The organism is Streptomyces shenzhenensis (assembly GCF_003688995.1).
Classification (GTDB): domain Bacteria; phylum Actinomycetota; class Actinomycetes; order Streptomycetales; family Streptomycetaceae; genus Streptomyces; species Streptomyces shenzhenensis_A.
Window position 1 is genome coordinate 21617 of sequence record NZ_PENI01000033.1, and the last position, 22861, is coordinate 44477.

Genomic DNA, 22861 nt, shown 5'->3' on the forward strand with positions numbered 1-22861 from the left:
CGAAAATGGTCGGCACTATGGCTAAGGAAAAAGGGCGCAAGCTGATCGCGCAGAACAAGAAGGCGCGGCACGACTACCACATCCTCGACACCTATGAGGCCGGTCTGGTCCTCACCGGTACCGAGGTGAAGTCGCTGCGCCAGGGACGGGCCTCGCTGGTCGACGGCTTCGTGCAGCTCGACGCGCACGAGGCGTGGCTGCACAACGTGCACGTGCCGGAGTACAGCCAGGGCACCTGGACCAACCACAGCGCACGCCGCAAGCGGAAGCTGCTGCTGCACCGCGCGGAGATCGAGAAGCTGGAGTCCAAGATCCAGGAGACCGGGCACACGATCGTGCCGCTCGCGCTGTACTTCAAGGACGGCCGGGCCAAGATCGAGATCGCGCTCGCGAGGGGCAAGAAGGAGTACGACAAGCGGCAGACGCTGCGCGAGAAGCAGGACCGGCGCGAGGCGGACCGCGCGGTGGCGGCGGCCCGGCGCAGGCAGCGCAGCCAGGCGTGACCGCCCGCCGCGGGAATGCGCTGGCATGCGGGTGCGTTGGTCACGTACGATGACAACGCACCCCGGGGCGGGTGCGCGGATTTGAAAACTCAACATGGGGATGATCGGTTTCGACAGCGGCTGTCGAAGCAGGGGAAGCGTGTCGAGGAAGCGGCCATGATCTCGTAAACCACAGGCCGAAAAAAATAATCGCCAATACCAAGCGCGATTCCTCCCAGCAGGCCTTCGCCCTCGCTGCCTGATAGGCAGCAAGAGCGAGCCTCCTACTAAAGGGAGTGTCAGCCCGGGGCTGTTCCCGACCCGGATCCTGGCATCAGCTAGGGGACTAAACCTTGATCCCGGTCACGGGGTGAAGAGGGAAACCAAACAGTGACTGAGCCCGTCGGAGACTTGTCCGCGTGATCTCCGGGGCTGAGAAAAGCGCAGCGGACTGCACACGGAGAAGCCCTGGTTCCGCACCGTTGGACGCGGGTTCGATTCCCGCCATCTCCACGACGACGACAGGCGACGTGCGCCCGCGGACAACGCGGGCCACGTCGCCTTCGTCATGCGCGCGCTGGTCTCAGGGCGCCGTACGGGGCCTGGTGCTGGCCCGCTCGGTCAGGTGCGGGGCGAGCAGCGTCGCCGCCGGGACCTCGGCGCCGGCCAGCTTCCCCATCAGCAACTCCACCGCGCGCTCGCCGAGTTCGGCGGCCGGCAGGGCCACCGAGGTGACCGGGACACGCAGCGACCCGGCGAGCTCGGCGGGGCAGATCGCGGTGACGGACAGATCACCGGGGACCCGCAGCCCGAGCTGTCCGAAGGCCTCGATCAGCGGTTCCAGCACCGCCTCGTTGTGCACGACGACCCCGGTCAGCGCGGGCTGCTCGCGCAGCAGCCGCTCGGCGACCCGCCGGGCGGCGGCCGACGTGGCCTCGCACGGGTGGACGGCCGAGACGAGCCCCCGCCGGCCGGCCGCCGCGGTGAACCCCCGCACCACCCGCTCGGCGAACGCCGTCCGGCGCGCATACACCTCGGGCGGCGCGCCGACCAGCGCCACGACCCGGTGCCCGAGCCCCGCCAGCCGTTCCACGCACAGCTCGCCGGCCGCCTCGAAGTCGAGGTCGACACAGGTCAGGCCCGCCGGCTCGGCGGGAAACCCGATCAGCACGGACGGCCGGTCCAGCGCGCGCAGCAGCGGCAGCCGGTGATCGTGCAGCTGGACGTCCAGCACGATCAGCGCGTCCACCAGCGCGGTGGCCCCGCTGACAACATGCCGCAGCCCCTCCGCGCCCTCCTCCTGGGTGAGCAGCAGCACATCGTGGCCGTGGCGCCGGGCCGCGGTCACCACCGACACCGCGCACTGCATGACGACCGGCACATGGACGCCCGCGCGCAGCGGGACCACCAGCGCGAGGACGTCGGAGCGGCTGCCGGCCAGGGCGCGGGCGCCCGCGTGCGGGCGGTAGCCCAGCTCACGGATGGACGCCGCGATGCGCCGCCGGGTCTCCTCGGAGATCGGGCGCTTGCCGCTCAGGGCGTAGGAGACGGTGCTGGGGGCGACCCCGGCGTGCCGCGCCACATCGGTGATCTTGACCATCAGCCCAGCTCCACCGTGAGGAACCCGGTCCCGGCCCGGGCCCGCGCGATCCGCTCACCGGCCGCGAGCGCCCAGGGCCGCGCGGGATCGCTGGACGAGGCCCGCAGGGTGTCGCCCTCCCGGACGACGGTGAAGGTCACGTCCCCGACCCGCACCGTCACCTGCGCGCCCCGCGCCGGCCGGTAGGCGTGCAGCGTGACCCCGTCCGCGTGGTCGTAGTCCGGCCGGTCGTCCACCGCGCCCACCGGGATCACCGCGCCCGGCCGGACGAGGAGCGGCACGCTCAGAAAGCCGTGCCGCTCGCGCACCCAGCGCGGCCCGGTCACCGTCCGCCCGTCGGCGAACCGGGTCCAGGTGCCCTCGGGCACGTAGTACGCCACGTCCCCCTCGTCGCTGAACACCGGTGCGACCAGCAGATCGGGGCCGAGCAGATACTGCCGCTCCAGATGCGCGCAGCCGGGGTCGTCCGGGAACTCCAGCACCATCGCCCGCATCACCGGCACGCCCTCGGCGTGGGCGGTGCGCGCCACTTCGTAGAGGTAGGGCATCAGGCGCAGCTTCAGCCGGGTGAAGTGGCGCAGCACGTCGACGGACTCCTCGTCGAACAGCCACGGCACCCGGTACGACGACGACCCGTGCAGCCGGCTGTGCGAGGACAGCAGGCCGAAGGCGATCCACCGTTTGAACAGCGCGGGCGTCGGGGTGCCCTCGAAGCCGCCGATGTCGTGGCTCCAGAAGCCGAACCCGGACAGCCCCAGCGACAGCCCGCCGCGCAGCGACTCGGCCATCGACTCGTACGTCGCCTCGCAGTCGCCGCCCCAGTGCACCGGGAACCGCTGGCTCCCGCTGGTCGCCGACCGTGCGAACACCACCGCCTCGCCCTCGCCCCGGTGCTTGCGCAGCACGTCGAAGACGGTGCGGTTGTAGAGGTAGGTGTAGTAGTTGTGCATCCGTTCCGGGTCGGAGCCGTCGGCCCACGCCACATCGACCGGGACGCGCTCCCCGAAGTCGGTCTTGAAACAGTCGACGCCCTGCGCGAGCAGCGCCGCCAGCTCGGCGGCGTACCAGGCGCGGGCGGCCGGGCTGGTGAAGTCGACCAGCGCCATGCCGGGCTGCCACAGGTCCCACTGCCACACGGCGCCGTCCGGCCGCTTCAGCAGATGGCCGAGGGCCCTGCCCTCCGCGAACAGCGGGGAGCGCTGGGCGATGTACGGGTTGATCCACACGCAGACCCGCAGGCCGCGCTCCTTCAGCCGCGCCAGCATGCCCTCCGGGTCCGGGAACACCCGCGGGTCCCAGCGGAAGTCGCACCAGTGGAACTCGCGCATCCAGAAACAGTCGAAGTGGAAGACGGACAGCGGCAGTCCGCGCTCCCGCATGCCCTCGATGAAGGACGTCACCGTCTCCTCGTCGTACGACGTGGTGAACGACGTCGACAGCCACAGCCCGAACGACCAGGCGGGCGGCAGGGCCGGGCGGCCGGTGAGAGCGGTGTATCTGCGGAGGATGTCCTTCGGGGCCGGGCCGTGGATGACGTAGTACGTCAACTGCTGGGACTCGACGCTGAACTGGACCCGGGACACGGCCTCCGAGCCGACCTCGAAGGACACCTTGCCGGGGTGGTCGACGAAGACGCCGTAGCCGGCGTCGGTGAGGTAGAACGGGGCGTTCTTGTAGGCCTGTTCGGTGGCCGTGCCGCCGTCGGCGTTCCAGATGTCGACCACCTGGCCGTTCCTGACCAGCGGGCCGAAGCGCTCGCCGAGGCCGTAGACGCCGGTCCCCACCCCGAGATCCAGTTGCTCGCGCAGGTAGTGGGCGCCGGTCGCGTCCCGCATGATGCCCATGCCCCGGGGGCCGCTGCCGGTCAGGGTGCGCCCGTCGGCGAGGAAGTCGACCCGCCAGGGGCCGGTGCGGGCCACCCGGACCGACAGCGCGCCGGAGGTGAGTGTCGCGTGCTCGTCGTCGTACGAGACCTGTGCCGCGCCCTCCTCCCGGCGCACCGCGAACCGGGGGCCGCGCGGCTGCTCGCCCTCGAAGTGGGTGAAGGTGATGCCGATGACGCCGGGCATCGGGGCGTGCGCGCTGATCGTCACGACCGGTCCCTTCAGCAGGTCGCCGCGGTGGCGGACGGGCCGGGTCGGCGCGTGGATCTCCAGCGTGCCTCCCCCGGAGGGGGCACCCCCAGCGGCGGTGACGTCGAGGGCCTCGACCGGATGGGCCGCGGTGACGCCCTCGCGCAACAGCCAGTAGCCGTCGGTGAACTTCACAGGGGCTCCCTACTTGACGGCACCCACGGCGATGCCGCGGGTGAGCGTGCGCTGGAAGACGAGGAAGAAGACGACGGCCGGCAGAACGCCGAGCAGGGCCGCCGCGTTGGTCATGGTGGCGTCCATCAGCCGCTGGCCCTGGAGGACGCCGAGCGCCACCGACACGGTCTGGTTGTCGTTGGAGACCAGCATGACCAGGGGGAGCAGGAACTCGTTCCAGGTCCAGACGAAGAAGAAGACCAGGAGCACACCGAGGGTGGGGCGGCTGACGGGGACCACGATCCGCCACAGCACCTGCCACGAGTTCGCCCCGTCGATGCGGGCCGCCTCGATGATCTCCCGCGGGAACCGGCCCAGCACCGAGGAGAGGAGATAGGTGCCGAAGGCCGCCTGGATCACCGTGAACACGATGATCACGCCGATCCGGGTGTCGTACAGGCCCGCCTGCTTGCTCAGGTGGTAGAGCGGGTAGACCAGCGCCTCCTGCGGCAGCGTGTTCGCGAGCACGAAGAAGGCCAGCACCCAGGTACGGCCCTTGACCCGGCCGATGCCGATCGCATAGGCGTTGAGCACCGACACGACCACCGCGAGAACGGCCACCGAGCCGCTGATCAGCACGGAGTTGAGGAGCTTGCGGCCGAAGTCGACACGCTGCCAGAAGTCCTTCAGACCGTCCAGGTAGAGGCCGTCGGGCAGGCTGAGGGGGCCGTGCCGGGAGTACTCCGCCGGTGACTTGACCGCGTTGACGGCGACGATCACGAACGGCACCACCATGAACAGGGCCGCGACGCACAGGGCGATCAGCACCGGGTAGCGGCGCAGCGCTCGGGTCATGCCAGGCCCCCTTCCTCGGCGTCCTCCGCGCGCGTCTGGAGCTTCAGGCCGATCAGGCCGAGGGCCAGGACGATGACCGTGAGCACGGTGGAGATCGCCGCGCCGTAGCCGACCTGGGTCTGCTCGAAGAACGTGGTGAAGGAGAAGTAGGAGGGCACGTCGGTCGCGCCGCCGGGACCGCCCTTCGTGAGCACGTACACCGCGCCGAACACCTTGAGCGCGGCGACGGTGCACCAGGTCAGCACGACATGGATCTCCGGGCGGAGCTGCGGCAGCGTGATGTGCCCGAAGCGGCGCCACCAGCCGGCGCCGTCCAGCTCGGCCGCCTCGTACAGCTGCGGGTCGACGCGTTGCAGGCCCGCCATGAAGACGACCAGCGGGAAGCCGAGCTGCACCCACACCATCACGCCCATCACGGTGTACAGCGCGAGGTCCGGGTCGCCGAGCCAGTCCTGCCGCCAGGAGCCGAGCCCCACGGCGTCCAGCAGCGCGTTGAGCGAGCCGTCGTCCGGGGCGAGGATCCAGCTCCAGACGATGCCGGCGACCGCGATCGGCAGCACCTGCGGCAGATAGAAGCAGGCGCGCAGCACCGCCACCACCGGGGAGCCGAAGTGCTTGCCGATGTGGTCGAACAGCGCGGCGGCCAGGACGAGTCCGAGCGCCGTCGGCACCAGCGCCATGGCGACGACCATGAACAGGCTGTGCCGGAACGAGGCCCAGAACTCGGTGTCGCCCAGCAGCTCGCGGTAGTTGGCGAGCCCGGACCAGCGGGGCGCGCCCACCCCCTGCCAGTCGGTGAAGCTCACACCCGTGTTCATCAGGAACGGGACGACGATCACCGCGAGGAAGGCCAGGATCCCCGGCAGCAGGTACAGCGCGTAGGAGTCGCGGCGGCGGGGCGGCGGGGGCCCGGCGCGGTGCCGGGCCCCCGCCGCCCGCCGGCCGCGTTCGACGGTGGCGGTCATCGCCCCGGTACGCCCTTGTCGTACGCCTTCTGCAGATGGTCCAGGTAGGCGTCCGGCTTCTCGCTGTCCGTGATCAGCTTCTGGGTCTCGGAGACGAGGGTGTCGTAGAAGCCGGGGACCGGCCAGTCGGGGTAGAAGGCCAGGCCGTCCCGGGCGGAGAGGGCGTTGAAGTCGGCGATGAGGGCCTTGGCCCTCGGCTCGGTGACGGCCGAGGCGTCGGCCGCGACCGGGACGCCGCCCTTGTTGCCGAGCAGGTTCTGGATCTTCTTCGACATGGTGATGTCGATGAATTCGTAGGCGAGTTCCTTGTTCCTGGCGCCCTTGGGGACGACCCACAGATTGCCGCCGGAGCCGAGGGTCAGCGCCGAGCCAGGCCACAGCGAGGTGTCCCAGTCGAACGCCGCCTCCTCCGCGAAGCGGCCGAACCACCAGCTGCCGGAGAACAGGATCGGCGCCTTGCCCCGGATCCAGGACACGCCCGCGTCCTCGGCCTTCGAACCGCTGGACGTCCTGCTGAGATAGCCCTTCTTCACCCAGTCGGCGAAGGTGGTGGCCGCGTAGGTCCAGGCGGCGTCGTGGAAGTCGGTCTCGCCCTGGTACAGCTGGTACGCGTCCACCCAGGAGCGGTCGGCCCTGGAGAGGGCGAGCTGGTAGAGGTACTGCTGGGCCGGGTACTCGGCGCCCGCACTGGCCAGCGGGGTGACGCCCTTCCGCACGAACGCGTCCATGGCGGCGGTCAGTTCGTCGAACGTCTGCGGCTGGGCGATGCCGTACTTCGCGAACAGGTCCTTGTTGTAGAAGACCATCGTGTACTCGGCGTAGTTGGGCACCCCGTACCAGGCGCCGGAGCCCATCACGCCGTTCGTGTCGTACTGGCTGGTCGTGCGGACGCCCGCGCTCAGCTTCTTGTCCCAGCCGCGTTCGGTGGCCTGGGCGGTCAGATCGGTGAGCAGGCCCTGCCTGGAGAGCAGGCCCGCCGTCGCGTTGCCCTTGTTGTACTCCATCAGGTCGGGCGCGTCGGAGGAGTTGAGCACCATGGGCGCCGTCTTCTGGATCTGCTCGAAGCCCTTCTCCTCGAACTTCACCGTGACGCCCGGGTGCCGGGCCTCGAACTCCTTGACGGCCTCGTTCCAGGCCATGCCCATCGCGCTGTTCGGAGCCTCGTAGTGCCACAGACGCAGCGTCCTGCCGTCGGACGAGCCGCTGTCCGAGCCGCCGCAGGAGGTCGACAGCAGGGATCCGGAGAGGATCACCGCAGCGGCCACCACACGCCTTCGTGCCGTCAACATCCTGTGCCTCCAGGGGAGTCGGATGGTTCTGGGGTCGCCACGCAGCGTGCTCCGGTCCCGTCGAACCGGTTCGAGGCGCGACATCGAAGCGCTTCGACGGGGGAAGTTAGGTGGGACCTGTGGGCGCGTCAATGGGTGCGGCGGGAATTGACTCAAGCGGTTCGACGGCGGGGCCCGGCCGAGCGGAGTACGGCGGTGGCCGAGGCGATCAGCAGCGCGGCGCCGGCCGCCGCGAGCGGCACCGCGAACCCCGTCGTCGGCGAGGCGTGCTGCGCGGCCCAGCCGCCGCCCGCGCTGCCGCAGGCGATGCCCAGCAGCAGCCCGGTGACCACCAGGCTCATCCCCTCGTTCAGCCGGCCCTCGGGGGTCTGCCGCTGGACCAGCGTCATCGCGGTGACCATCGTCGGCGCGGTCGCCATGCCCGCCACGAGCAGGGCCGCCGCCAGCGCCCACAGCGACCCCGAGGCGCCGGCCGCGAGCAGCGGCAGCGACATCAGCACGGTCATCGCGAGCAGACACCTCGGGAGCCGCGGGCGGGCCGGTCCCCGCGCCCCGTACCACAGCCCTGCCGCGCACGAGCCCGCCGCCTGGAGGGCGAGGACCGCACCGGCCGCGGACCGGTGCCCCTGCCCGTCCGCGTAGGCGATCGTGACGACCTCCATCGAACCGAAGACCGCGCCGGTGGCGACGAAACAGGCCAGCAGCGGCGGGAAACCGGGGGAGCGCAGCGGCGAGCCTCCCTGGCGCACCGCCCGCGGCGGCGGCTCGGTCGCCCGCTGCGCCGCGAACACCAGCATGCCCGTCAGCAGCAGCGCCGCCCCGGCGAGCGTGCCCGCCTCCGGGAAGAACGTCCCGGTCAGGAGGGACGCCAGCACCGGGCCGAGCATGAAGCACAGCTCGTCCGCCGCCTGTTCGAAGGAGTTCGCGGTGTGCAGGGCGGCGGGGTCGTTCCGCAGCAGATGCGCCCAGCGGGCCCGGGACAGCCCACCGATGTTGGGGGTGGCGGCGGTGGCCGCGTACGCGGCGAACAGGGTCCAGTCCGGGGCGTCGAAGCGCACGCACAGCAGCAGGGCGAGGCTGCCCAGCACCGCGCACACCGTGGCCGGTACGGCGATCCGGGCCTGACCGTGCCGGTCCACGAGCCGCGCGAGCCACGGCCCGGCCACCGCCGTCGCCGCGAGACCGGCCGCGGTGACGGCGCCGGCGAGCGCGTACGAGCCCCGCGAACCGGCGATCATCACGACCGCGCTCACGCTGAACATGCCCATCGGCAGCCGGGCGACCAGATTCCCGATGGTGAAGGCCAGGGCACCGGGGCGGGCGAAGAGACGGCGGTAGGGGGCGACGGGGGCGGCCCTGGCGGGTGCCGCGGCGCGTGCCTCGCGGGGTGCTGCCGGCTGTTTCCGCGGAGTCGCTTCGACGGGTGGCTCCGGGTGCGTCCGGGGCGGTGTCCCGGTGGCTGGTTTCGTGCGTGCCGTGGGTGGTGCCGCGGTGGCTGGTTTCGTACGTGCTGCGTGCGGTGTCTCGGCGGCTGGTTCCGTGCGCGGCGCGTGCGGTGTCTCGGCGGCTGGTTCCGCGCGCGGCGCGGGCGGTGTCCCGGTGGGTGGTTCCGTGCGTGGCGCGGGCGGTGCCGCGGTGGGTGGCTCGGGTCGGGCGTCGGCGGGCGTGGGTGGCATGGGGCAACCGTCGCCCGGGGCCGAGCGCGGGGTCCAACACCTGTTCGGTGCCGATTCACGCACAACCGTTGTAGATTCCGGGCGTGCCCGCTCCCGCCCACCTCGACCCCCGCCTGCTGCGCGCCTTCGTCACCGTCGCCGAGGAACTGCACTTCACCCGGGCCGCGGCCCGCCTGTACGTCGCCCAGCAGGCGCTGAGCCGGGACGTACGGCGGCTGGAGCGGGAACTGGGCGCCGAGTTGTTCCTGCGTACGACCCGGCAGGTGACGCTGACCGCCGACGGCGTGCGCCTGCTGCCGTACGCCCGCCGGGTGCTCGCCGCCCAGGACGACCTGCTCGCCGCCGTGGGCCGGGCCCGGCCCCTGCTGGTCGATCTGAACTCGCCGGGCCTGGTCACCGGCCGCCGGGTGCTGCACCGGGCCCGTGAACTCGCCCCGGACTGCGAGCTGATGGCCCGCTACGAGAGCGGGCTGACCGGGGCGGCGGCCGAACTCCTCGCGGGCCGGCTCGACGCGTCCTTCGGCCGGTTCGCCGGCCTGGACCCGGTGCTGCGGGCCGGCCTCGCACAGCAGCCGGTCCGCTACGAGCCCATGGCCCTGGTCCTGCCCGAGGACCATCCGCTGGCCCCGCTGGAGGCGGTGTCGCCGGCCGCGCTCGCGGGGGAGACCGTGTACGCCGGGGCCGGCAATCCGCGCACCCCCGAGTGGACCGACCTCGCCCGTCAGCTCTTCGAGCGATGGGACATCCGGCTGGCGTCACCCCTTCCGCTGGCGGTCGGGGACGAGGAGTTCGAGCGGATCATGGCGAAGACGCGGAACCCGGTCCTCGCCGTGGTCGACTTTCCGGCCATGCCGCATACCGTTGTGCGCCCGCTCGTCGATCCCGTCCCGCTCTCGCCCGTGTCACTCGTGTGGCGAAAGGGACTGATCCATCCCGCATTCGACGCGCTCCGACGGGCGGCGGCCGAGATCGCGGCCGCCGAGGACTGGCTGCGGCGGCCCGCCGGGGGATGGATCCCGGCCATGGACCATGATGTGATGTGCCCCCGGAACTGACACACGGCGACCACACATCCTCCGCGTGCGCTACATTCGTGGCCCGAGCACGCTGTGGTAAAGGGGGCGCTCGGATCGGGTGGGGCCCGGTTCGGTCGACGGGTGCTCGGTGTCGTGAGCGCACCCGGAACTGTCCCGTGGGGGGATGTGCGCGCGTGAAGAAGTGGCGAGAAGACGCCCAACCGGAATGGCCCGCAGTCGCAGCGACGGCCCGGGGCCTTCCTGTGGCAGGAGGCGACATCCAGACATCCCCGGAGACCGGCAGCACGAACGCCCTCCGCACGGAGCGGGGTTCTGACAGCGGGTCCGACGACGCGTTCGACGGTTGGTTCAGCAGCCGGTCCGCCGGGGACTCCGCCGGCCGGTCCGACACGGGCCCGGACAGTGGGTCCGGCGCGGGCCCGGACGATAGACCCGGCGGGGGGAACGCGGCGGAGCGTGACGCCCCGGACGGCGGGACCGAGGCCGGGGCTCTGCCGGGAGCGGGGCGCGGGCCTCTCATATCCGGTATATCTGGCATATCTGCTGTCGGCATATCCGACGCCGAGCAGACCGCGGTGCTGCCAGCGGCCGGAGCGGGCGGCTCGGCCTGGCGCGGCGGTTCGGCCGGCGGGCTCGGGCCGGCCGCCGGTCCCGCGGGTTCGGCGGGTTCCGCGAGTTCGGCGGGTTCCGCGAGTTCGATCGGCTCCGCGGGTTCGGCCGGCTTCGCCGGTTCGGTCGGTCCCGCTGCTTCCACCGGTCCCGTTGCCTCCGCCGGGCCCGCGCGGGGTGCCGCTGCCACCGGGCTCTCCCGTACGGCCGGTGCCACGACGCCCTCGGGGGCGCTGCGTGATCCCTGGGACGTGTCCCGTTCGGCCGGGGAGGACGGCAGGGCGTCGGCCGTGGACCCGGCTCACGATCCGCACGAGGTGACGGTCCAGCTCGACGCCGTACAACTGGGCGACGTACGGCTGCTCCCGGCCGAGGGCGCCCGTACCGCCCGGGGCCAGGACGGCTCCGACCGGCCGGTCTTCGTCGACGAGTCGGGACGCCGTAGCCGCCGCTTCCGCCGCCTCGGCATGCTCGTCGGCGTCGCCTGCGCGGTCTACGCCGTCGTCATCGTCGTGACCCTCCTGTCCGGCAGCTCCGACGCCCCCTGGCTGCCCGTACCGGGCGAGAACGACCGCCCGGCCGGCCAGGTCGACACCTCCCCGCGGCCCACCGAGTCCGTCCGGCCGTCCGACACCGGCAGTACCACTCCCGGGGCCACCCCGACGGCGAACGACGGCATCACCCCCGAACCGGGCACCGGCGCCGCCCAGCCCGGCGTCACCACCAGCCCCGGCGGGCCCGGCACCTCCGCCGACCCGGGGCCGACGGCGAGCGGGCCCACGTCCGGTGCGGGCACCGGCGGCAGCGGCGGCGGCCCGACCGCCGGCCCCAAGCCGTCCACGGAGCCCCCGGCCTCGTCCTCGCCCGACCCGAGCGACCCCGTCGACCCGGGCGGCCCCTCGCCCGACCCCTCCGAGTCAACGGCCGGAGGCGGCGCCGACACCGGCGCGTTGGCCGGCGACTCGTCCACCCCGGCGCCGATCGCCAAGGAGTCCGGCTCCACGGCATCGTCCGCCACCGACCCGTCCCCGGAGCACAACCTCTGATGGCACTCCGCACCCGCCGTCACGGGGCGGCGACCGGAGCCCCTGACGGCTCCCGGCGCCGCCGCCTGCCCATGCGCCTGCTGCTGCCCGTGCTCGTCCTCGTCGCCCTGATGGCGATGCTGATGCTGCGCGGCTACGTCCACAACGAGATCCTCGCCGACCACCGCATCCAGCCCGAGGCCGCCTCCGACCGGGTACCGGAGAAGATCCTCGACGGCGGCCCGGTCATCGACACCCGCGGCGGCCGCACGGGCAGCCTGCGCGTCCCCGACCACCGGCTGGTCCTCACCTTCGACGACGGCCCCGACCCGACCTGGACCCCGAAGGTCCTCGACGTACTGAAGAAGCACCACGCGCACGCCGTCTTCTTCGTCACCGGCAGCATGACCTCCCGCTACCCGGAGCTGGTCAAGCGCATGGTCGACGAGGGTCACGAGGTCGGCCTGCACACCTTCAACCACCCCGACCTCTCCTACCAGTCGAAGAAGCGCATCGACTGGGAGCTGTCCCAGAACCAGCTCGCGATCACCGGGGCCGCCGGGGTCCGCACCTCGCTCTTCCGGCCGCCGTACTCCTCCTTCGCCGACGCCATGGACAACAAGTCCTGGCCGGTCACGGAGTACATCGGCAGCCGCGGCTACATCACCGTCGTCAACAACACGGACAGCGAGGACTGGAAGAAGCCCGGCGTCGACGAGATCATCCGCCGTGCCACCCCGCACGGCGGCAAGGGCGCCATCGTCCTGATGCACGACTCCGGCGGCGACCGCCACCAGACCGTGCAGGCCCTGGACCGCTTCCTGCCCGAACTCCAGGAACGCGGCTACCGGTTCGACAACCTGACCGAGGCCCTCGGCGCGCCCAGCGCGCTCACCCCGGTCGCGGGCGCCGACCTGTGGAAGGGCAAGGCGTGGGTCCTCCTGGTCCGGGCCGCGGACGACATCACCGGTGTGCTCGTGGTCGGCCTCGCGGTGACCGGCACCCTGGTCATCGGCCGCTTCGTGCTGATGCTCCTGCTCTCCGGCGTGCACGCCCGCCGGGTGCGCCGCAAGAACTTCAGCTGGGGTCCGCCGGTGACCGAGCCCGTGTCGGTGCTCGTCCCGGCGTACAACGAGGCGAAGTGCATCGAGAACACCGTCCGCTCGCTGATGGCGAGCGAACACCCCATCGAGGTCATCGTCGTCGACGACGGTTCGACGGACGGCACGGCACGGATCGTGGAGGCGATGGGCCTGCCGAACGTGCGCGTCGTACGGCAGCTGAACGCGGGCAAGCCGGCCGCGCTCAACCGGGGCCTGGCCAACGCCCGGCACGACCTGGTCGTGATGATGGACGGCGACACCGTCTTCGAACCGGCCACGGTCCGCGAGCTGGTGCAGCCCTTCGGCGACCCGCGGGTCGGCGCGGTCGCCGGCAACGCCAAGGTCGGCAACCGCGACTCGCTGATCGGCGCCTGGCAGCACATCGAGTACGTGATGGGCTTCAACCTCGACCGGCGCATGTACGACATCCTGCGCTGCATGCCGACGATCCCCGGCGCGGTGGGCGCGTTCCGCCGCTCGGCCCTGGAACCGATCGGCGGCATGAGCGACGACACGCTGGCCGAGGACACCGACGTCACGATGGCCCTGCACCGGAACGGCTGGCGCGTCGTGTACGCCGAGAACGCCCGCGCCTGGACCGAGGCCCCGGAGTCCGTCCAGCAGCTCTGGTCGCAGCGCTACCGCTGGTCGTACGGCACCATGCAGGCGATCTGGAAGCACCGCCGCGCCCTGGTGGAGCGGGGCCCGTCGGGCCGCTTCGGCCGGGTGGGCCTGCCGTTCGTGTCGCTGTTCATGGTCGTGGCCCCCCTGCTGGCGCCCCTGATCGACGTCTTCCTCCTGTACGGCCTGATCTTCGGCCCGACACAGAAGACGGTCGTGGCCTGGCTGGGCGTCCTGGCGATCCAGGCCGTGTGCGCGGCGTACGCGTTCCGCCTCGACCGCGAGCGCATGACCCATCTCATCTCGCTGCCCCTGCAGCAGATTCTCTACCGCCAGCTCATGTACGTCGTGCTGCTCCAGTCCTGGATCACGGCCCTCACCGGCGGCCGCCTCCGCTGGCAGAAACTACGCCGCACGGGCGCCGTCGAGGCGCCGGGCGGACCGGTGCCGCGTCAGCGGACGCGCAGCAGCAGTGATCGGAGGCCCGTGGCATGACCCACGGATACACGACCGGTACCGGCACGGGCCCGGAGCCGACGCCGTCCTACGGCATTCCGCAGCAGCGGGCGACGGACCCTGCGGCCGGGGCGACGGACCCTGCGGTCGGGGCGACGCCCCCACCGCCCGTGGTCGGAGCCGCGCCCCCCGTGGCCGGGGCGGCCGCCGCCCCCAAGCCGCCCTCCGGCCGGGACCGCTATCTGGACCTGCTGCGCTCGATAGCCCTGGTCCGCGTGGTGGCCTACCACCTGTTCGGCTGGGCCTGGCTGACCGTGCTGTTCCCGTCGATGGGCGTGATGTTCGCGCTGGCCGGCTCCCTGATGGCGCGCTCGCTCAAACGCCCGGCGCTCGGTGTGATCCGCGGCCGGATCCGTCGACTCCTGCCGCCGCTCTGGGCGTTCAGCGTGGTGGTGCTGGCGATGATGTTCGTGGGCGGCTGGAACCCGGTGAAGGACCCGGACAACGGCGGCACCTGGGGCCTCGTCAAGCTGATCAACTACATCATCCCGATCGGCGCCCCGCCCTACCCCTGGCAGATCGGCTCGAATTCGGGGCTGCTGGAGAACACCTGGGCGGTGCAGGCGGCGGGTCCGCTGTGGTACCTGCGCGCCTACCTGTGGTTCGTGGTGGCCTCCCCGCTGCTCCTGTGGGCGTTCCGGCGCGCGCCCTGGCCGACCCTGCTGGCCCCCCTCGGCCTGACCGCGATCGTCGGCACCGGACTGGTGACCATCCCGGGCGAGACGGGCAACGCGGTGACGGACTTCGCGGTCTACGGCGGCTGCTGGGTCCTGGGCTTCGCCCACCACGAGGGACTGCTGAAGCGCATCCCCCGCTACCTCGCCGTCTCCTGCTCGGCGCTGGTCATGGCCTTCGGCCTGTGGTGGGCCTCCGGCCATCTGGGCCCCGACGGCTGGGACCTGAACGACATCCCGCTGGCGCAGGCGACGTGGTCCTTCGGGTTTGTGGTCATTCTGTTGCAGTACTCGCCGTCCTGGCAGGAGCTGCCGGGCCGGCTGGCGCGCTGGGACAAGCTGGTGACGCTGTCCAACAACCGCGCGGTCACGATCTATCTGTGGCACAACCTGCTGATCATGGCCACGGTTCCGATCATCGACCAGGCGTACAACCTCCCGTTCATGGAGAGCGAGCGGGCGACCGCCGCGCTCGACTCCACGTACATGCTGTGGATGTTCTTCCTGGTCTGGCCGCTGATAGGGCTGGCGATCCTCGCCTTCGGCTGGATCGAGGACTTCGCGGCGAAGCGGAGTCCGAGGCTGTGGCCCAACGGCGCGCAGCGCGCCCGGACCCGCCGCGGAGACTGACCGCCCACGCGGCAATGTCACGGAACGGTCATCAACCGCCTTGCCGGTCACGTCGATTGGCCCCCCTTGCCCCGCTCTGCGCGTTCCGCGCGGGCGGGGCAAGTCATATCGCTCTGGTGTGGCCGCGGCCGGTCCGGCTACCGTATCCGCTGCTTCGTCCACCGCCCCACCAGGAGCCCACCGTGACCCGCCGCCCCCGCCTGCTCACCACAGCCGCCGCCGGAGTGACGGCCGTACTGCTCCTCGCCGGGTGCGGCGGCAACGACGACACCAAGCAGAACAACAAGATCCCCGGAGCGGACACAGCCCCGGCGAAGTCCTCTTCCCCCACCTCTACGGAGCCGACGTCCCCGGACCGCCCAAAGATCGAACTGCCGTCGGACGTGACGTACACCTTCGACTGGCCGAAGACGGGCGACCCGGACAAGGACGCCGTCCTGTCGGACAGCGAACAGTCCATCAAGGCGGTGGACCTGGCGATCGTCAACCAGGATGCGCTCGACGACGCCTATCGGTTCTATTACGAGGGCGAAGCAGCGGCTCAGACGCAACAGTTCATTGAGGCTTACGTCAAGGCACAGGCCCGTATGACGGGCAGCTACCGCTACTACAACCCGGTAGTGGACGTGAGTAGCGGCAGTACGGCGTCGCTCGTCTACTGCGAGGATCAGGGCAAGGCATACGACCTCTATCTGAAGACGAAGAAGGTCGACAAGACCCCGATCACCAAGAACAGCTACGTCCTCTACAGCAGCCAGTTGAAGAAGAACGACAAGGGTGTCTGGGTTGTCGAGAAGCTCATGTCGCAGAGGGGGAGCGCCAAGTGCCAGCCATGAGTGTCGCAGCACGGTCGCTGGCCGTGCTGTCGTTGATCGGCTCGGTTCTGGTGGGCGCCGGCCCGGCCGTGGCCGACAACAAGATCGGGGGCGGCGCCCAGACACCTGCGCCCAGCGGGGAGACGTCGGGCGGTGTTGACGGCAGCACCCTCAACTCGCAGGTCGGAGTCATCGTCTACGACCGTTCCAAGAACGGGTCCGGCAGTTCTGTGGGGCCCGTGGCGTCCGCCACCACCTGGACCCCGCCGGCCTGTTGGTATGCGCCGAAGTACACGCCCGACCAGCTCAAGGCGCACCTGGAGCCGATCTGGGCCGCCGAGTCGACGGGCTACGAGTGGGACGCCCAGCAGCGTGACCGCTACGTCGAGGGCCACCCCTACACGGACTTCAACAAGGACAAGGCCGACGACGGCTATTGGTGGGACTCGTACGTCAACAGGGACTTCCCGCCGGGCTGGGACAAGTGCAAGGAGCCGTACTTCTGGGTGGACAAGGACGATCCTCCGCCGGCCGACATCCAGAATGCGGTGACCCCCAGGATCCTGGGTGAACTCGCGTACAACGAGATCCGCGTTCCCACCACGAAGGTGAACCTGGCTCCCGCGGACACGACGAAGGTCAACCTCGCCACCTGGGCCTGGCTCGACGGCGCCGAGTTCAAGCCGGTCTCGGTCACCGCGTCCATCCCGGTGCTGGGTATCTCGGCGACGACCACCGCGGAACCGGTCTCCCTGAAGATCGACCCCGGTACCGCGGACGCGGTGACCTACCCGGCGTCGGGCGTCTGCCGAATCAGCGGCGGTGGCATCGGCGAACCGTACGCCAAGGGGAAGGCCGAGCGGACCCCACCCTGTGGGGTGAAATACCTTCGCTCGTCCGGCGATGGCTCCTATCAGCTCAGGGCCACCGTGACCTGGGAGATCCATTGGACGGGCAGCGACGGCGACGGAGGCCCACTGCCCGACGGTACCTTCGGTGCGCCGCAGGACGTCGTTGTGCAGGAGATTCAGGCCGTCAACCGGTGACGGGCGGCGTCGTCAAGGCGTAGGCCGCTCGTTTCCCCGGCCGGGGGAACGAGCGGGCCGGTGTGTCCTGGTAGCGGATAGCGTGATTCCGCTTCGTCCGAGGGCACACCAGGGGAGCGGACCGCATGGCAGACCGACTGACCGTCGATGACGACGAGTTGAAGCACTTCATGAGGCTGCTGAACACGTCGAGTGACTCGCTGAAGGGCCTGCGCAGAGCGCTGACCGACGCGACGGTCAGCGGCCTCGGCACCGACGACCTCGACGCCGCCTGCGAGGACTTCCAGGCGGACTGGAAGTACGGCACGGAGCGGATCGGCGAGCAGACCGAGTCCCTGGCGAAGATCATCGGCCGGAGCAAGGACAGTTACCGGGAGATCGACAAGGCGCTGGAGGCGGCGCTGCGGGAGAGCGCGCGCCGCACGGGCGGGGCCGTACGGTGACCACGGCTCCCGGAGTGGAGACGGACCCGTACGCCGATTCCGCCGCGCGCCGGGGTGGCGACCTCCCGCAGGGGCGGAAGCCGACCTCGTACGGCACCGGCCCTCCGAACCTGTACCCCCACCTCGGTTTCGACCCTGCCCCGGGCGACGCCGACTCGGTGCGCGGCCTCCACAAGAAGCTGGCCTCCTGCGCCGAGGTCCTGGAGGAGACACACGGCCTGGTGACGAGGCTGATGGACGGCAGTTGCTGGACGGGCGACGCGGCGGTCGCCTTCCGGGAGGAACTCCGGGGCGGACCGCTGGCCCTCAACCTCAGGAACGCCGCGCACTCGCTCCGCAAGGCCGCCGGGCAACTGGTCTGCTGGGAGGGCGAACTCGACGACTTCCAACGCCGGGCCGGCCGCCTGGACGCGGACGCGCGGGACGCCCGGGAGGTCCTGGACAGGGTGAAGGGCCACGCGTCCCAGGCACGGAGCACGCCGGCCCTGACCCACGCGAACGCAGCCGTCGCGCATGCCCAGGCCGACCTCGACGCCATTCTCGGCCGGGCGAGGAAGCTCGCCGCGGAACACGAGGAGAAGGCCCGGCACCGGGCCGCCAAGATCCACGCAGCGACAAAGAAACTGGCCCCCCAGGAACCAGGCTTCTTCGAAAAGTCCCTGAACTGGCTGACCGACAACCTACCGGACATCCTCAGCTGGACCGCCGCCGTTGTCGGCATCGTCGCATTGTTCGTGATCTCAGGCGGCACAGCGGCAGCCGTTCTCCTCATGGGGGCTGCGGCCCTGAGCGCGGGTGCCTTCGCGACACGGTTGACGCGGCCGGAGGTCTGGGCGTCCCTCAAGGACGGCTTCACGAAGGGGGAACTCGACGCCGACTTCTGGAGCAATCTGATCGGCGTCACCGCGGACGGCCTGGGTGCGCTGCCGGGAATCGGAGCGGTGGGCAGGGGGACGCATGCGGCTCTGCACGGAGCGGGGGAGTCCGGCGAGGCACTCTCCCTCGGCCAGAAGCTGGCGACGTTCGGCACCGAGACCATGACGGCGGGAAGAGACCTGACAGACCTCAGGAATCCGCTGACCGAATGGGTCATCAACAAAGCACCGCGGCTGACCAGGACTGTTGAGGCCACGGAGGCGGTTGCGCCCTGGGCGGGTCTCGGTACCGCGTCCTATGGACTGTCGGCAAGTCTGGCGGATTCGCTGGACAACGACACCGCAGCGAAGATCGGTACCTTCCTGGACGGGGCCTTCCTCGGGCCAATCGACGGCGCGGAGACGGTTGAACTGGTGCGACGCGCCTTTCAGTGACCACTCGATACGCCAATCAAAGGCCAAGGAAGAGAGTGAATCCGAGCATGCACCCCGCCGAATACGATCACGCCTGGGAGTGCCCGGCCACACGAGCGGCCTGGGGCAGACACATGGCGATGACCATCGCCGGACAGGCGGGGTGGATCGCCGCCTTCCCCGCGCTGCTCTACGTGATGGTGGTGTTTACATCTCCCGCGTGGGTCGTGATCTTTGCTCCGATCATCCTCTATTCCTTGTACCGTATGGTGAATCAAGCCGGATACTTCCCCTGGGCATTCCGGATGCGTCGAATCCTTCGGCAGTATCCATGGCGGGTTCTCCAGGATGTTCCGCGCAGCCTGTCCCAGCATCCCGAGGCGAGGGACAAGGGCGCTTGGCTGGAGTTCCGCAACCCTGCAGCCCCTGGGCAGAAGGTCCCCTTGGTGTTCGTTCGGCGCCAGCGTGCGCACTGGTGGCTCAAGCGCATCGGTCATGCCCGGACCAAGCCCGATCTCAAATCTCAGATCGAACCCGTCTGGTTCGCCGGCGACCCTCGATTCCTCGGGGTCATCGCCGCACCGGGGCGTGGCGGAAAGGAGCCCAGACGCCTGCACGTGCTCTTTCAACGGCCGGTCTTCGACAGACGTCGTGCTCCGGAGAGTTGGGAAGCCGACAGCGCGGACATCGAGCGCGCACGCCGGGCAGGCGCCTTGTATCTCGACGACGCCGTGCAGCCTTTCGGACCTGGCGACGAGGGGACGTAGCCGATGACGACGTGTGCACCCCGGTTCCTGCTGCATCCCAGCACGCAGGAGCCGGGGGAAGGAATCTGGTTCGGTACGCCGACGGGATTCACGGAACTTCCCCTCGAAGCTTTCTTGGACTCGCCGGATTCCTTCGGAGCGGAAGGGCTCCACGATCCCTTGACGTCATGTCTTGCTTCGGCCCCGGACGAAGCGACCCGCGTGCGGTTTGCGGGCCGCTTCGTCGCCGCGCAACGGATACTGCGCACGTTGTATGCGCAAGGCACCGTTCACTGCTCGATCGGAATGCATCGCGATGACACCGGGGAGGGGAGCGGGGGCGCGTTGCTGTCTCTCTTCACAGTCGCCTGGGTGCCTACGGCCTGGGCACCTCGGAGAATCACGGTGGCCCGCTCGGTAACGCAGTCCGAGGGGCACAGCCGCATCGAGTACACGGAACTCCCCTGCGGCCCTGTTGCATTCAGCGAGAAAGTAGCCACCCCGGCCGCCGACTCAAGATTGCCCCAGAGACGATTGCTTCAAATCCACGCCTACGTCGCTCACCCCGACGGCACGAGCTTGGCCCTGCTCACCCTGAGTACCACGGCCGTGAATCATCGCGGACACTATCGTGCGATTCTCCGTCGCATTGCGGAGCTGGTCAGTTTCGACGACCCGGGCGTACCGACGCACAGCGCTTCGGCCCAGTGACGACGTGGGAACGAACGCCCATGCCCCGGCCCTTGGTGGGCCGGGGTTTGGGGTGTCAGCAGCCGCCGCAGTTGTAGTAGAGGACGTCCCAGTGGTTGCCCTCGTCGGCGTAGATGTTGCCCGCGCCGGACTGGTACTGGGGGGCGCCGTCGCCGCGGAGGCCGATGTAGGTGAAGTTGCCCTTGACGTAGTTGGTGACGCAGGTGTTCTTGCCGTAGTCGAGCTTGTAGCCGTTCCAGTGCGAGTACGTGCCGCTGGCGTGCCCGGTCTCGGTGCCGCCGGTGATGTTCAGCGCGCAGCCCGAGGACCGCTTGAGGGTCTGGGCGCCCTGCGCGGTGGCGAGGTTGAGCTGCTCGAAGGACGTACAGGTCGAGACGTTGCGGTTGGAGCAGTTGCCGGACGACGACCAGGTGATGCCGACCGAGCTGAACATCGAGGTCGCGGTCGCGTGCGAGATCTTGCTGACGGCGGCGACCTGGGCACCGTCCTGGGCGGCGAGGGCGTCGCCGGCGCCGGCGAGGACGGCGAGGCCGGGGGCGACGGTGAGGGCGAGGGCCGTGAGGGCGGAACGGATCTTCATGGGGACCTTTCCTGCGGTCGGGCCGTGCTTCCTACGGGGCGGCTGTGCAGGTGGTGCAGGGAGATGGTGCCCGAGGTCTACGCGTGTCCGCCAGGGGGTGAGCGCAGCCGATTGCCGTGTCATGTCAATGACATCGTTACTTCAACGCCCCGACCGGTGTGGGGTCTTGTGCGGCGTCCTGCGCTGCCGCAGGCATACGGCCCCCGCTGACCTCTCAGCCCGCCTCCGACCAGGGTGAGAGCAACGTTCCCGGGCGGTCACCCGGGGCCACAGGCCGGAAACGCGGCCTTTCTACCTTCGGGAGTCACCCGCCGGGTACCGCTCGTCCCCCTGGCCATGGAGCCCTCGGCACCCGAGTCCCGCGGCACCCGAGTCCCGCGGCCGTCGAGCCCCGTAGGCGACCGATCCCCGCAGCACCCTGGAGGCGTCATGACAGCCACTGGTACGGCCCCCGCCCCGAGCGGCGGGGGAGGCCGCTGGATCCAGGACTGGGATCCCGAGGACGAGACCTTCTGGAGGACGACCGGGGAGCGGATCGCCCGCCGCAACCTGTTGTTCTCCGTGCTCTCCGAGCACATCGGGTTCTCGATCTGGACCCTGTGGTCCGTGCTGGTGCTCTTCATGGGCCCGGAGTACGGGCTGACCCCGGCCGACAAGTTCCTGCTGACGTCCATGGTCACGCTGGTCGGCGCGGTCGTCCGGGTGCCGTACACCTTCGCCGTCGCGATCTTCGGCGGGCGGAACTGGACGATCGTCTCCGCCGGTCTGCTGCTGCTCCCGACGGTCGCCGCGTTCGTCGTGATGGAGCCCGGGACGTCCTTCACCACCTTCCTCTGGGTCGGCCTGCTGGCCGGCATCGGCGGCGGGAACTTCGCCTCATCCATGACCAACATCAACGCCTTCTTCCCGCTGCGGCAGAAGGGCTGGGCGCTCGGGCTCAACGCGGGCGGCGGCAACGTAGGCGTGCCGGTCATCCAGCTCATCGCCCTCGCGATCATCGGGGCCGGCGGCGGGCCGCGGGTACTGCTCGGGGTCTACATCCCGCTGATCGTCGTCGCGGCCGTCCTCGCCGCCGTCTTCATGGACAACCTCGCCACCGTGAAGAACGACACCGGCGCCGCCCGGGACGCCGCGCGGGACGGGCACACCTGGATCATGTCCTTCCTGTACATCGGCACGTTCGGGTCGTTCATCGGTTACAGCTTCGCCTTCGGGCAGGTGCTCACCACCCAGTTCGGCCGTACGCCGCTGCAGGCCGCCTGGCTCACCTTCATCGGGCCGCTGCTCGGCTCGCTCGTGCGGCCCCTGGGCGGGCGGCTCGCCGACCGGTACGGCGGCGCGCGGATCACGCTCTGGACCTATGTGGCCATGGCGGCGGCCACGGCCGTGCTCATCGTCGCCGGTCTGCGGGAGTCGCTGGCGCTGTTCGTCGTCGTGTTCGTCGTCCTGTTCTCGCTCACCGGGCTCGGCAACGGGTCGACGTACAAGATGATCCCCGGCATCTTCCAGGCCAAGGCGCTGGCCGCGGGGCTGACGGGCGAGGAGGCCGCGCGGTACGGGCGGCGGCTGTCCGGGGCCTCGATGGGGCTCATCGGGGCGGTCGGCGCGCTCGGCGGCGTCGGGATCAATCTCGCCTTCCGGCAGTCGTTCCTCAGCTTCGGCTCCGGCACCGGCGCGTTCGTCGCCTTCCTCGCCTTCTACGCCGTCTGCTTCGCGGTCACGTGGGCCGTATACCTTCGCCGGCCGGCCGCCCTGGCCGCCACCGAGGCTGCCACCGAGACGAAACGGCAGCTCAGCTACGCCGAGGTGTGACGTAACACCGGCGACATCGAGCCGAACCGAGCCTGTCATGCGCCGTTGACAGGCTCGATCGGTATGGCAGGCACCGCATCGGCCGCATCGG

The 22861-nt window shown here is 70.5% G+C and carries 18 protein-coding genes and 1 other RNA gene; 12 read left to right on the forward strand and 7 right to left on the reverse strand.

Annotated elements, in window-relative coordinates; translation table 11 throughout:
• Window positions 1-17: 17 nt before the first annotated feature.
• Window positions 18-503 (forward strand): SsrA-binding protein SmpB, encoded by a 486-nt coding sequence (smpB, locus tag CTZ28_RS36070; RefSeq protein ID WP_121893965.1) that lies wholly within the window; start codon window positions 18-20, stop codon window positions 501-503.
• A 96-nt stretch (window positions 504-599) separates the two neighbouring features.
• Window positions 600-998: a transfer-messenger RNA gene (ssrA, locus tag CTZ28_RS36075) on the forward strand.
• A 67-nt stretch (window positions 999-1065) separates the two neighbouring features.
• Here ssrA and CTZ28_RS36080 read toward each other — a convergent pair.
• The 6 genes from CTZ28_RS36080 to CTZ28_RS36105 all read right to left on the reverse strand — a co-directional run bounded on the left by CTZ28_RS36080 (window position 1066) and on the right by CTZ28_RS36105 (window position 8744).
• Entirely contained in the window at window positions 1066-2082 is a 1017-nt protein-coding gene (locus CTZ28_RS36080; RefSeq protein WP_121893966.1) for a LacI family DNA-binding transcriptional regulator, read from the reverse strand.
• Window positions 2082-4349 (reverse strand): alpha-xylosidase, encoded by a 2268-nt coding sequence (yicI, locus tag CTZ28_RS36085; RefSeq protein WP_121893967.1) that lies wholly within the window; start codon window positions 4347-4349, stop codon window positions 2082-2084. Before yicI ends, CTZ28_RS36080 begins: the two co-directional genes overlap by 1 nt.
• Before the next feature lie 9 nt (window positions 4350-4358).
• Window positions 4359-5183 (reverse strand): carbohydrate ABC transporter permease, encoded by an 825-nt coding sequence (locus CTZ28_RS36090; RefSeq protein ID WP_121893968.1) that lies wholly within the window; start codon window positions 5181-5183, stop codon window positions 4359-4361.
• The gene (locus CTZ28_RS36095) at window positions 5180-6148 is read right to left on the reverse strand and encodes a carbohydrate ABC transporter permease (RefSeq protein ID WP_121893969.1); all 969 of its coding nucleotides are present in this window, start codon (window positions 6146-6148) and stop codon (window positions 5180-5182) included. The genes CTZ28_RS36090 and CTZ28_RS36095 overlap by 4 nt, the downstream gene beginning before the upstream one ends.
• Window positions 6145-7437 carry an extracellular solute-binding protein gene (locus CTZ28_RS36100; RefSeq protein ID WP_183154763.1) on the reverse strand — a complete coding sequence of 431 codons (1293 nt, stop codon included), beginning with the start codon at window positions 7435-7437 and terminating at the stop codon, window positions 6145-6147. The genes CTZ28_RS36095 and CTZ28_RS36100 overlap by 4 nt, the downstream gene beginning before the upstream one ends.
• Window positions 7438-7589: 152 nt before the next feature.
• Window positions 7590-8744, reverse strand: a complete 1155-nt coding sequence (locus CTZ28_RS36105; protein ID WP_121894040.1) for an MFS transporter — start codon at window positions 8742-8744, stop codon at window positions 7590-7592.
• A 452-nt stretch (window positions 8745-9196) separates the two neighbouring features.
• On the opposite strand from CTZ28_RS36105, the gene CTZ28_RS36110 reads away from it, so the two are divergent.
• The 9 genes from CTZ28_RS36110 (at window position 9197) to CTZ28_RS36150 (ending at window position 19688) form a co-directional block, all read left to right on the forward strand.
• Window positions 9197-10168 (forward strand): LysR family transcriptional regulator, encoded by a 972-nt coding sequence (locus CTZ28_RS36110; RefSeq protein ID WP_121893970.1) that lies wholly within the window; start codon window positions 9197-9199, stop codon window positions 10166-10168.
• An 842-nt stretch (window positions 10169-11010) separates the two neighbouring features.
• Window positions 11011-11805, forward strand: a complete 795-nt coding sequence (locus CTZ28_RS36115; protein ID WP_147481247.1) for a hypothetical protein — start codon at window positions 11011-11013, stop codon at window positions 11803-11805.
• The gene (locus CTZ28_RS36120; protein ID WP_121893972.1) at window positions 11805-14003 is read left to right on the forward strand and encodes a bifunctional polysaccharide deacetylase/glycosyltransferase family 2 protein; all 2199 of its coding nucleotides are present in this window, start codon (window positions 11805-11807) and stop codon (window positions 14001-14003) included. Before CTZ28_RS36115 ends, CTZ28_RS36120 begins: the two co-directional genes overlap by 1 nt.
• Window positions 14000-15328: an acyltransferase family protein gene (locus tag CTZ28_RS36125; RefSeq protein WP_121893973.1), complete on the forward strand. Its 1329-nt coding sequence runs from the start codon at window positions 14000-14002 to the stop codon at window positions 15326-15328. The genes CTZ28_RS36120 and CTZ28_RS36125 overlap by 4 nt, the downstream gene beginning before the upstream one ends.
• A gap of 182 nt (window positions 15329-15510) precedes the next feature.
• Window positions 15511-16164, forward strand: coding sequence for a hypothetical protein (locus CTZ28_RS36130; protein ID WP_121893974.1), 654 nt, complete (start codon window positions 15511-15513; stop codon window positions 16162-16164).
• Entirely contained in the window at window positions 16161-17189 is a 1029-nt protein-coding gene (locus CTZ28_RS36135) for a hypothetical protein (protein WP_121893975.1), read from the forward strand. Before CTZ28_RS36130 ends, CTZ28_RS36135 begins: the two co-directional genes overlap by 4 nt.
• 125 nt (window positions 17190-17314) lie before the next feature.
• Window positions 17315-17632: a hypothetical protein gene (locus tag CTZ28_RS36140; RefSeq protein ID WP_121893976.1), complete on the forward strand. Its 318-nt coding sequence runs from the start codon at window positions 17315-17317 to the stop codon at window positions 17630-17632.
• Window positions 17629-18942, forward strand: coding sequence for a hypothetical protein (locus CTZ28_RS36145; protein ID WP_121893977.1), 1314 nt, complete (start codon window positions 17629-17631; stop codon window positions 18940-18942). The genes CTZ28_RS36140 and CTZ28_RS36145 overlap by 4 nt, the downstream gene beginning before the upstream one ends.
• A gap of 113 nt (window positions 18943-19055) precedes the next feature.
• A complete protein-coding gene (locus CTZ28_RS36150) occupies window positions 19056-19688 on the forward strand; it encodes a hypothetical protein (RefSeq protein ID WP_121893978.1) in 633 nt (210 codons plus the stop codon).
• A gap of 745 nt (window positions 19689-20433) precedes the next feature.
• Here CTZ28_RS36150 and CTZ28_RS36160 read toward each other — a convergent pair.
• Complete coding sequence (locus tag CTZ28_RS36160) at window positions 20434-20958, reverse strand: hypothetical protein (RefSeq protein WP_121893980.1); 525 nt, start codon at window positions 20956-20958, stop codon at window positions 20434-20436.
• Window positions 20959-21387: 429 nt separating this feature from the next.
• Between CTZ28_RS36160 and CTZ28_RS36165 the strand changes: the two genes are divergently transcribed.
• Window positions 21388-22770, forward strand: a complete 1383-nt coding sequence (locus CTZ28_RS36165) for a nitrate/nitrite transporter (RefSeq protein WP_121893981.1) — start codon at window positions 21388-21390, stop codon at window positions 22768-22770.
• Window positions 22771-22861: the final 91 nt, after the last annotated feature.

Excerpts from the sequence above, each read along its gene's own strand:
- CTZ28_RS36080 (WP_121893966.1), bottom strand. The coding sequence starts at position 2,082 with ATGGTCAAGATCACCGATGTGGCGCGGCACGCCGGGGTCGCCCCCAGC.
- CTZ28_RS36150 (WP_121893978.1), top strand. The coding sequence starts at position 19,056 with ATGGCGATGACCATCGCCGGACAGGCGGGGTGGATCGCCGCCTTCCCC.
- CTZ28_RS36100 (WP_183154763.1), bottom strand. The coding sequence starts at position 7,437 with ATGTTGACGGCACGAAGGCGTGTGGTGGCCGCTGCGGTGATCCTCTCC.
- CTZ28_RS36165 (WP_121893981.1), top strand. The coding sequence starts at position 21,388 with ATGACAGCCACTGGTACGGCCCCCGCCCCGAGCGGCGGGGGAGGCCGC.
- CTZ28_RS36120 (WP_121893972.1), top strand. The coding sequence starts at position 11,805 with ATGGCACTCCGCACCCGCCGTCACGGGGCGGCGACCGGAGCCCCTGAC.
- CTZ28_RS36090 (WP_121893968.1), bottom strand. The coding sequence starts at position 5,183 with ATGACCCGAGCGCTGCGCCGCTACCCGGTGCTGATCGCCCTGTGCGTC.
- CTZ28_RS36160 (WP_121893980.1), bottom strand. The coding sequence starts at position 20,958 with ATGAAGATCCGTTCCGCCCTCACGGCCCTCGCCCTCACCGTCGCCCCC.
- CTZ28_RS36140 (WP_121893976.1), top strand. The coding sequence starts at position 17,315 with ATGGCAGACCGACTGACCGTCGATGACGACGAGTTGAAGCACTTCATG.
- smpB (WP_121893965.1), top strand. The coding sequence starts at position 18 with ATGGCTAAGGAAAAAGGGCGCAAGCTGATCGCGCAGAACAAGAAGGCG.
- CTZ28_RS36135 (WP_121893975.1), top strand. The coding sequence starts at position 16,161 with ATGAGTGTCGCAGCACGGTCGCTGGCCGTGCTGTCGTTGATCGGCTCG.
- CTZ28_RS36125 (WP_121893973.1), top strand. The coding sequence starts at position 14,000 with ATGACCCACGGATACACGACCGGTACCGGCACGGGCCCGGAGCCGACG.
- CTZ28_RS36095 (WP_121893969.1), bottom strand. The coding sequence starts at position 6,148 with ATGACCGCCACCGTCGAACGCGGCCGGCGGGCGGCGGGGGCCCGGCAC.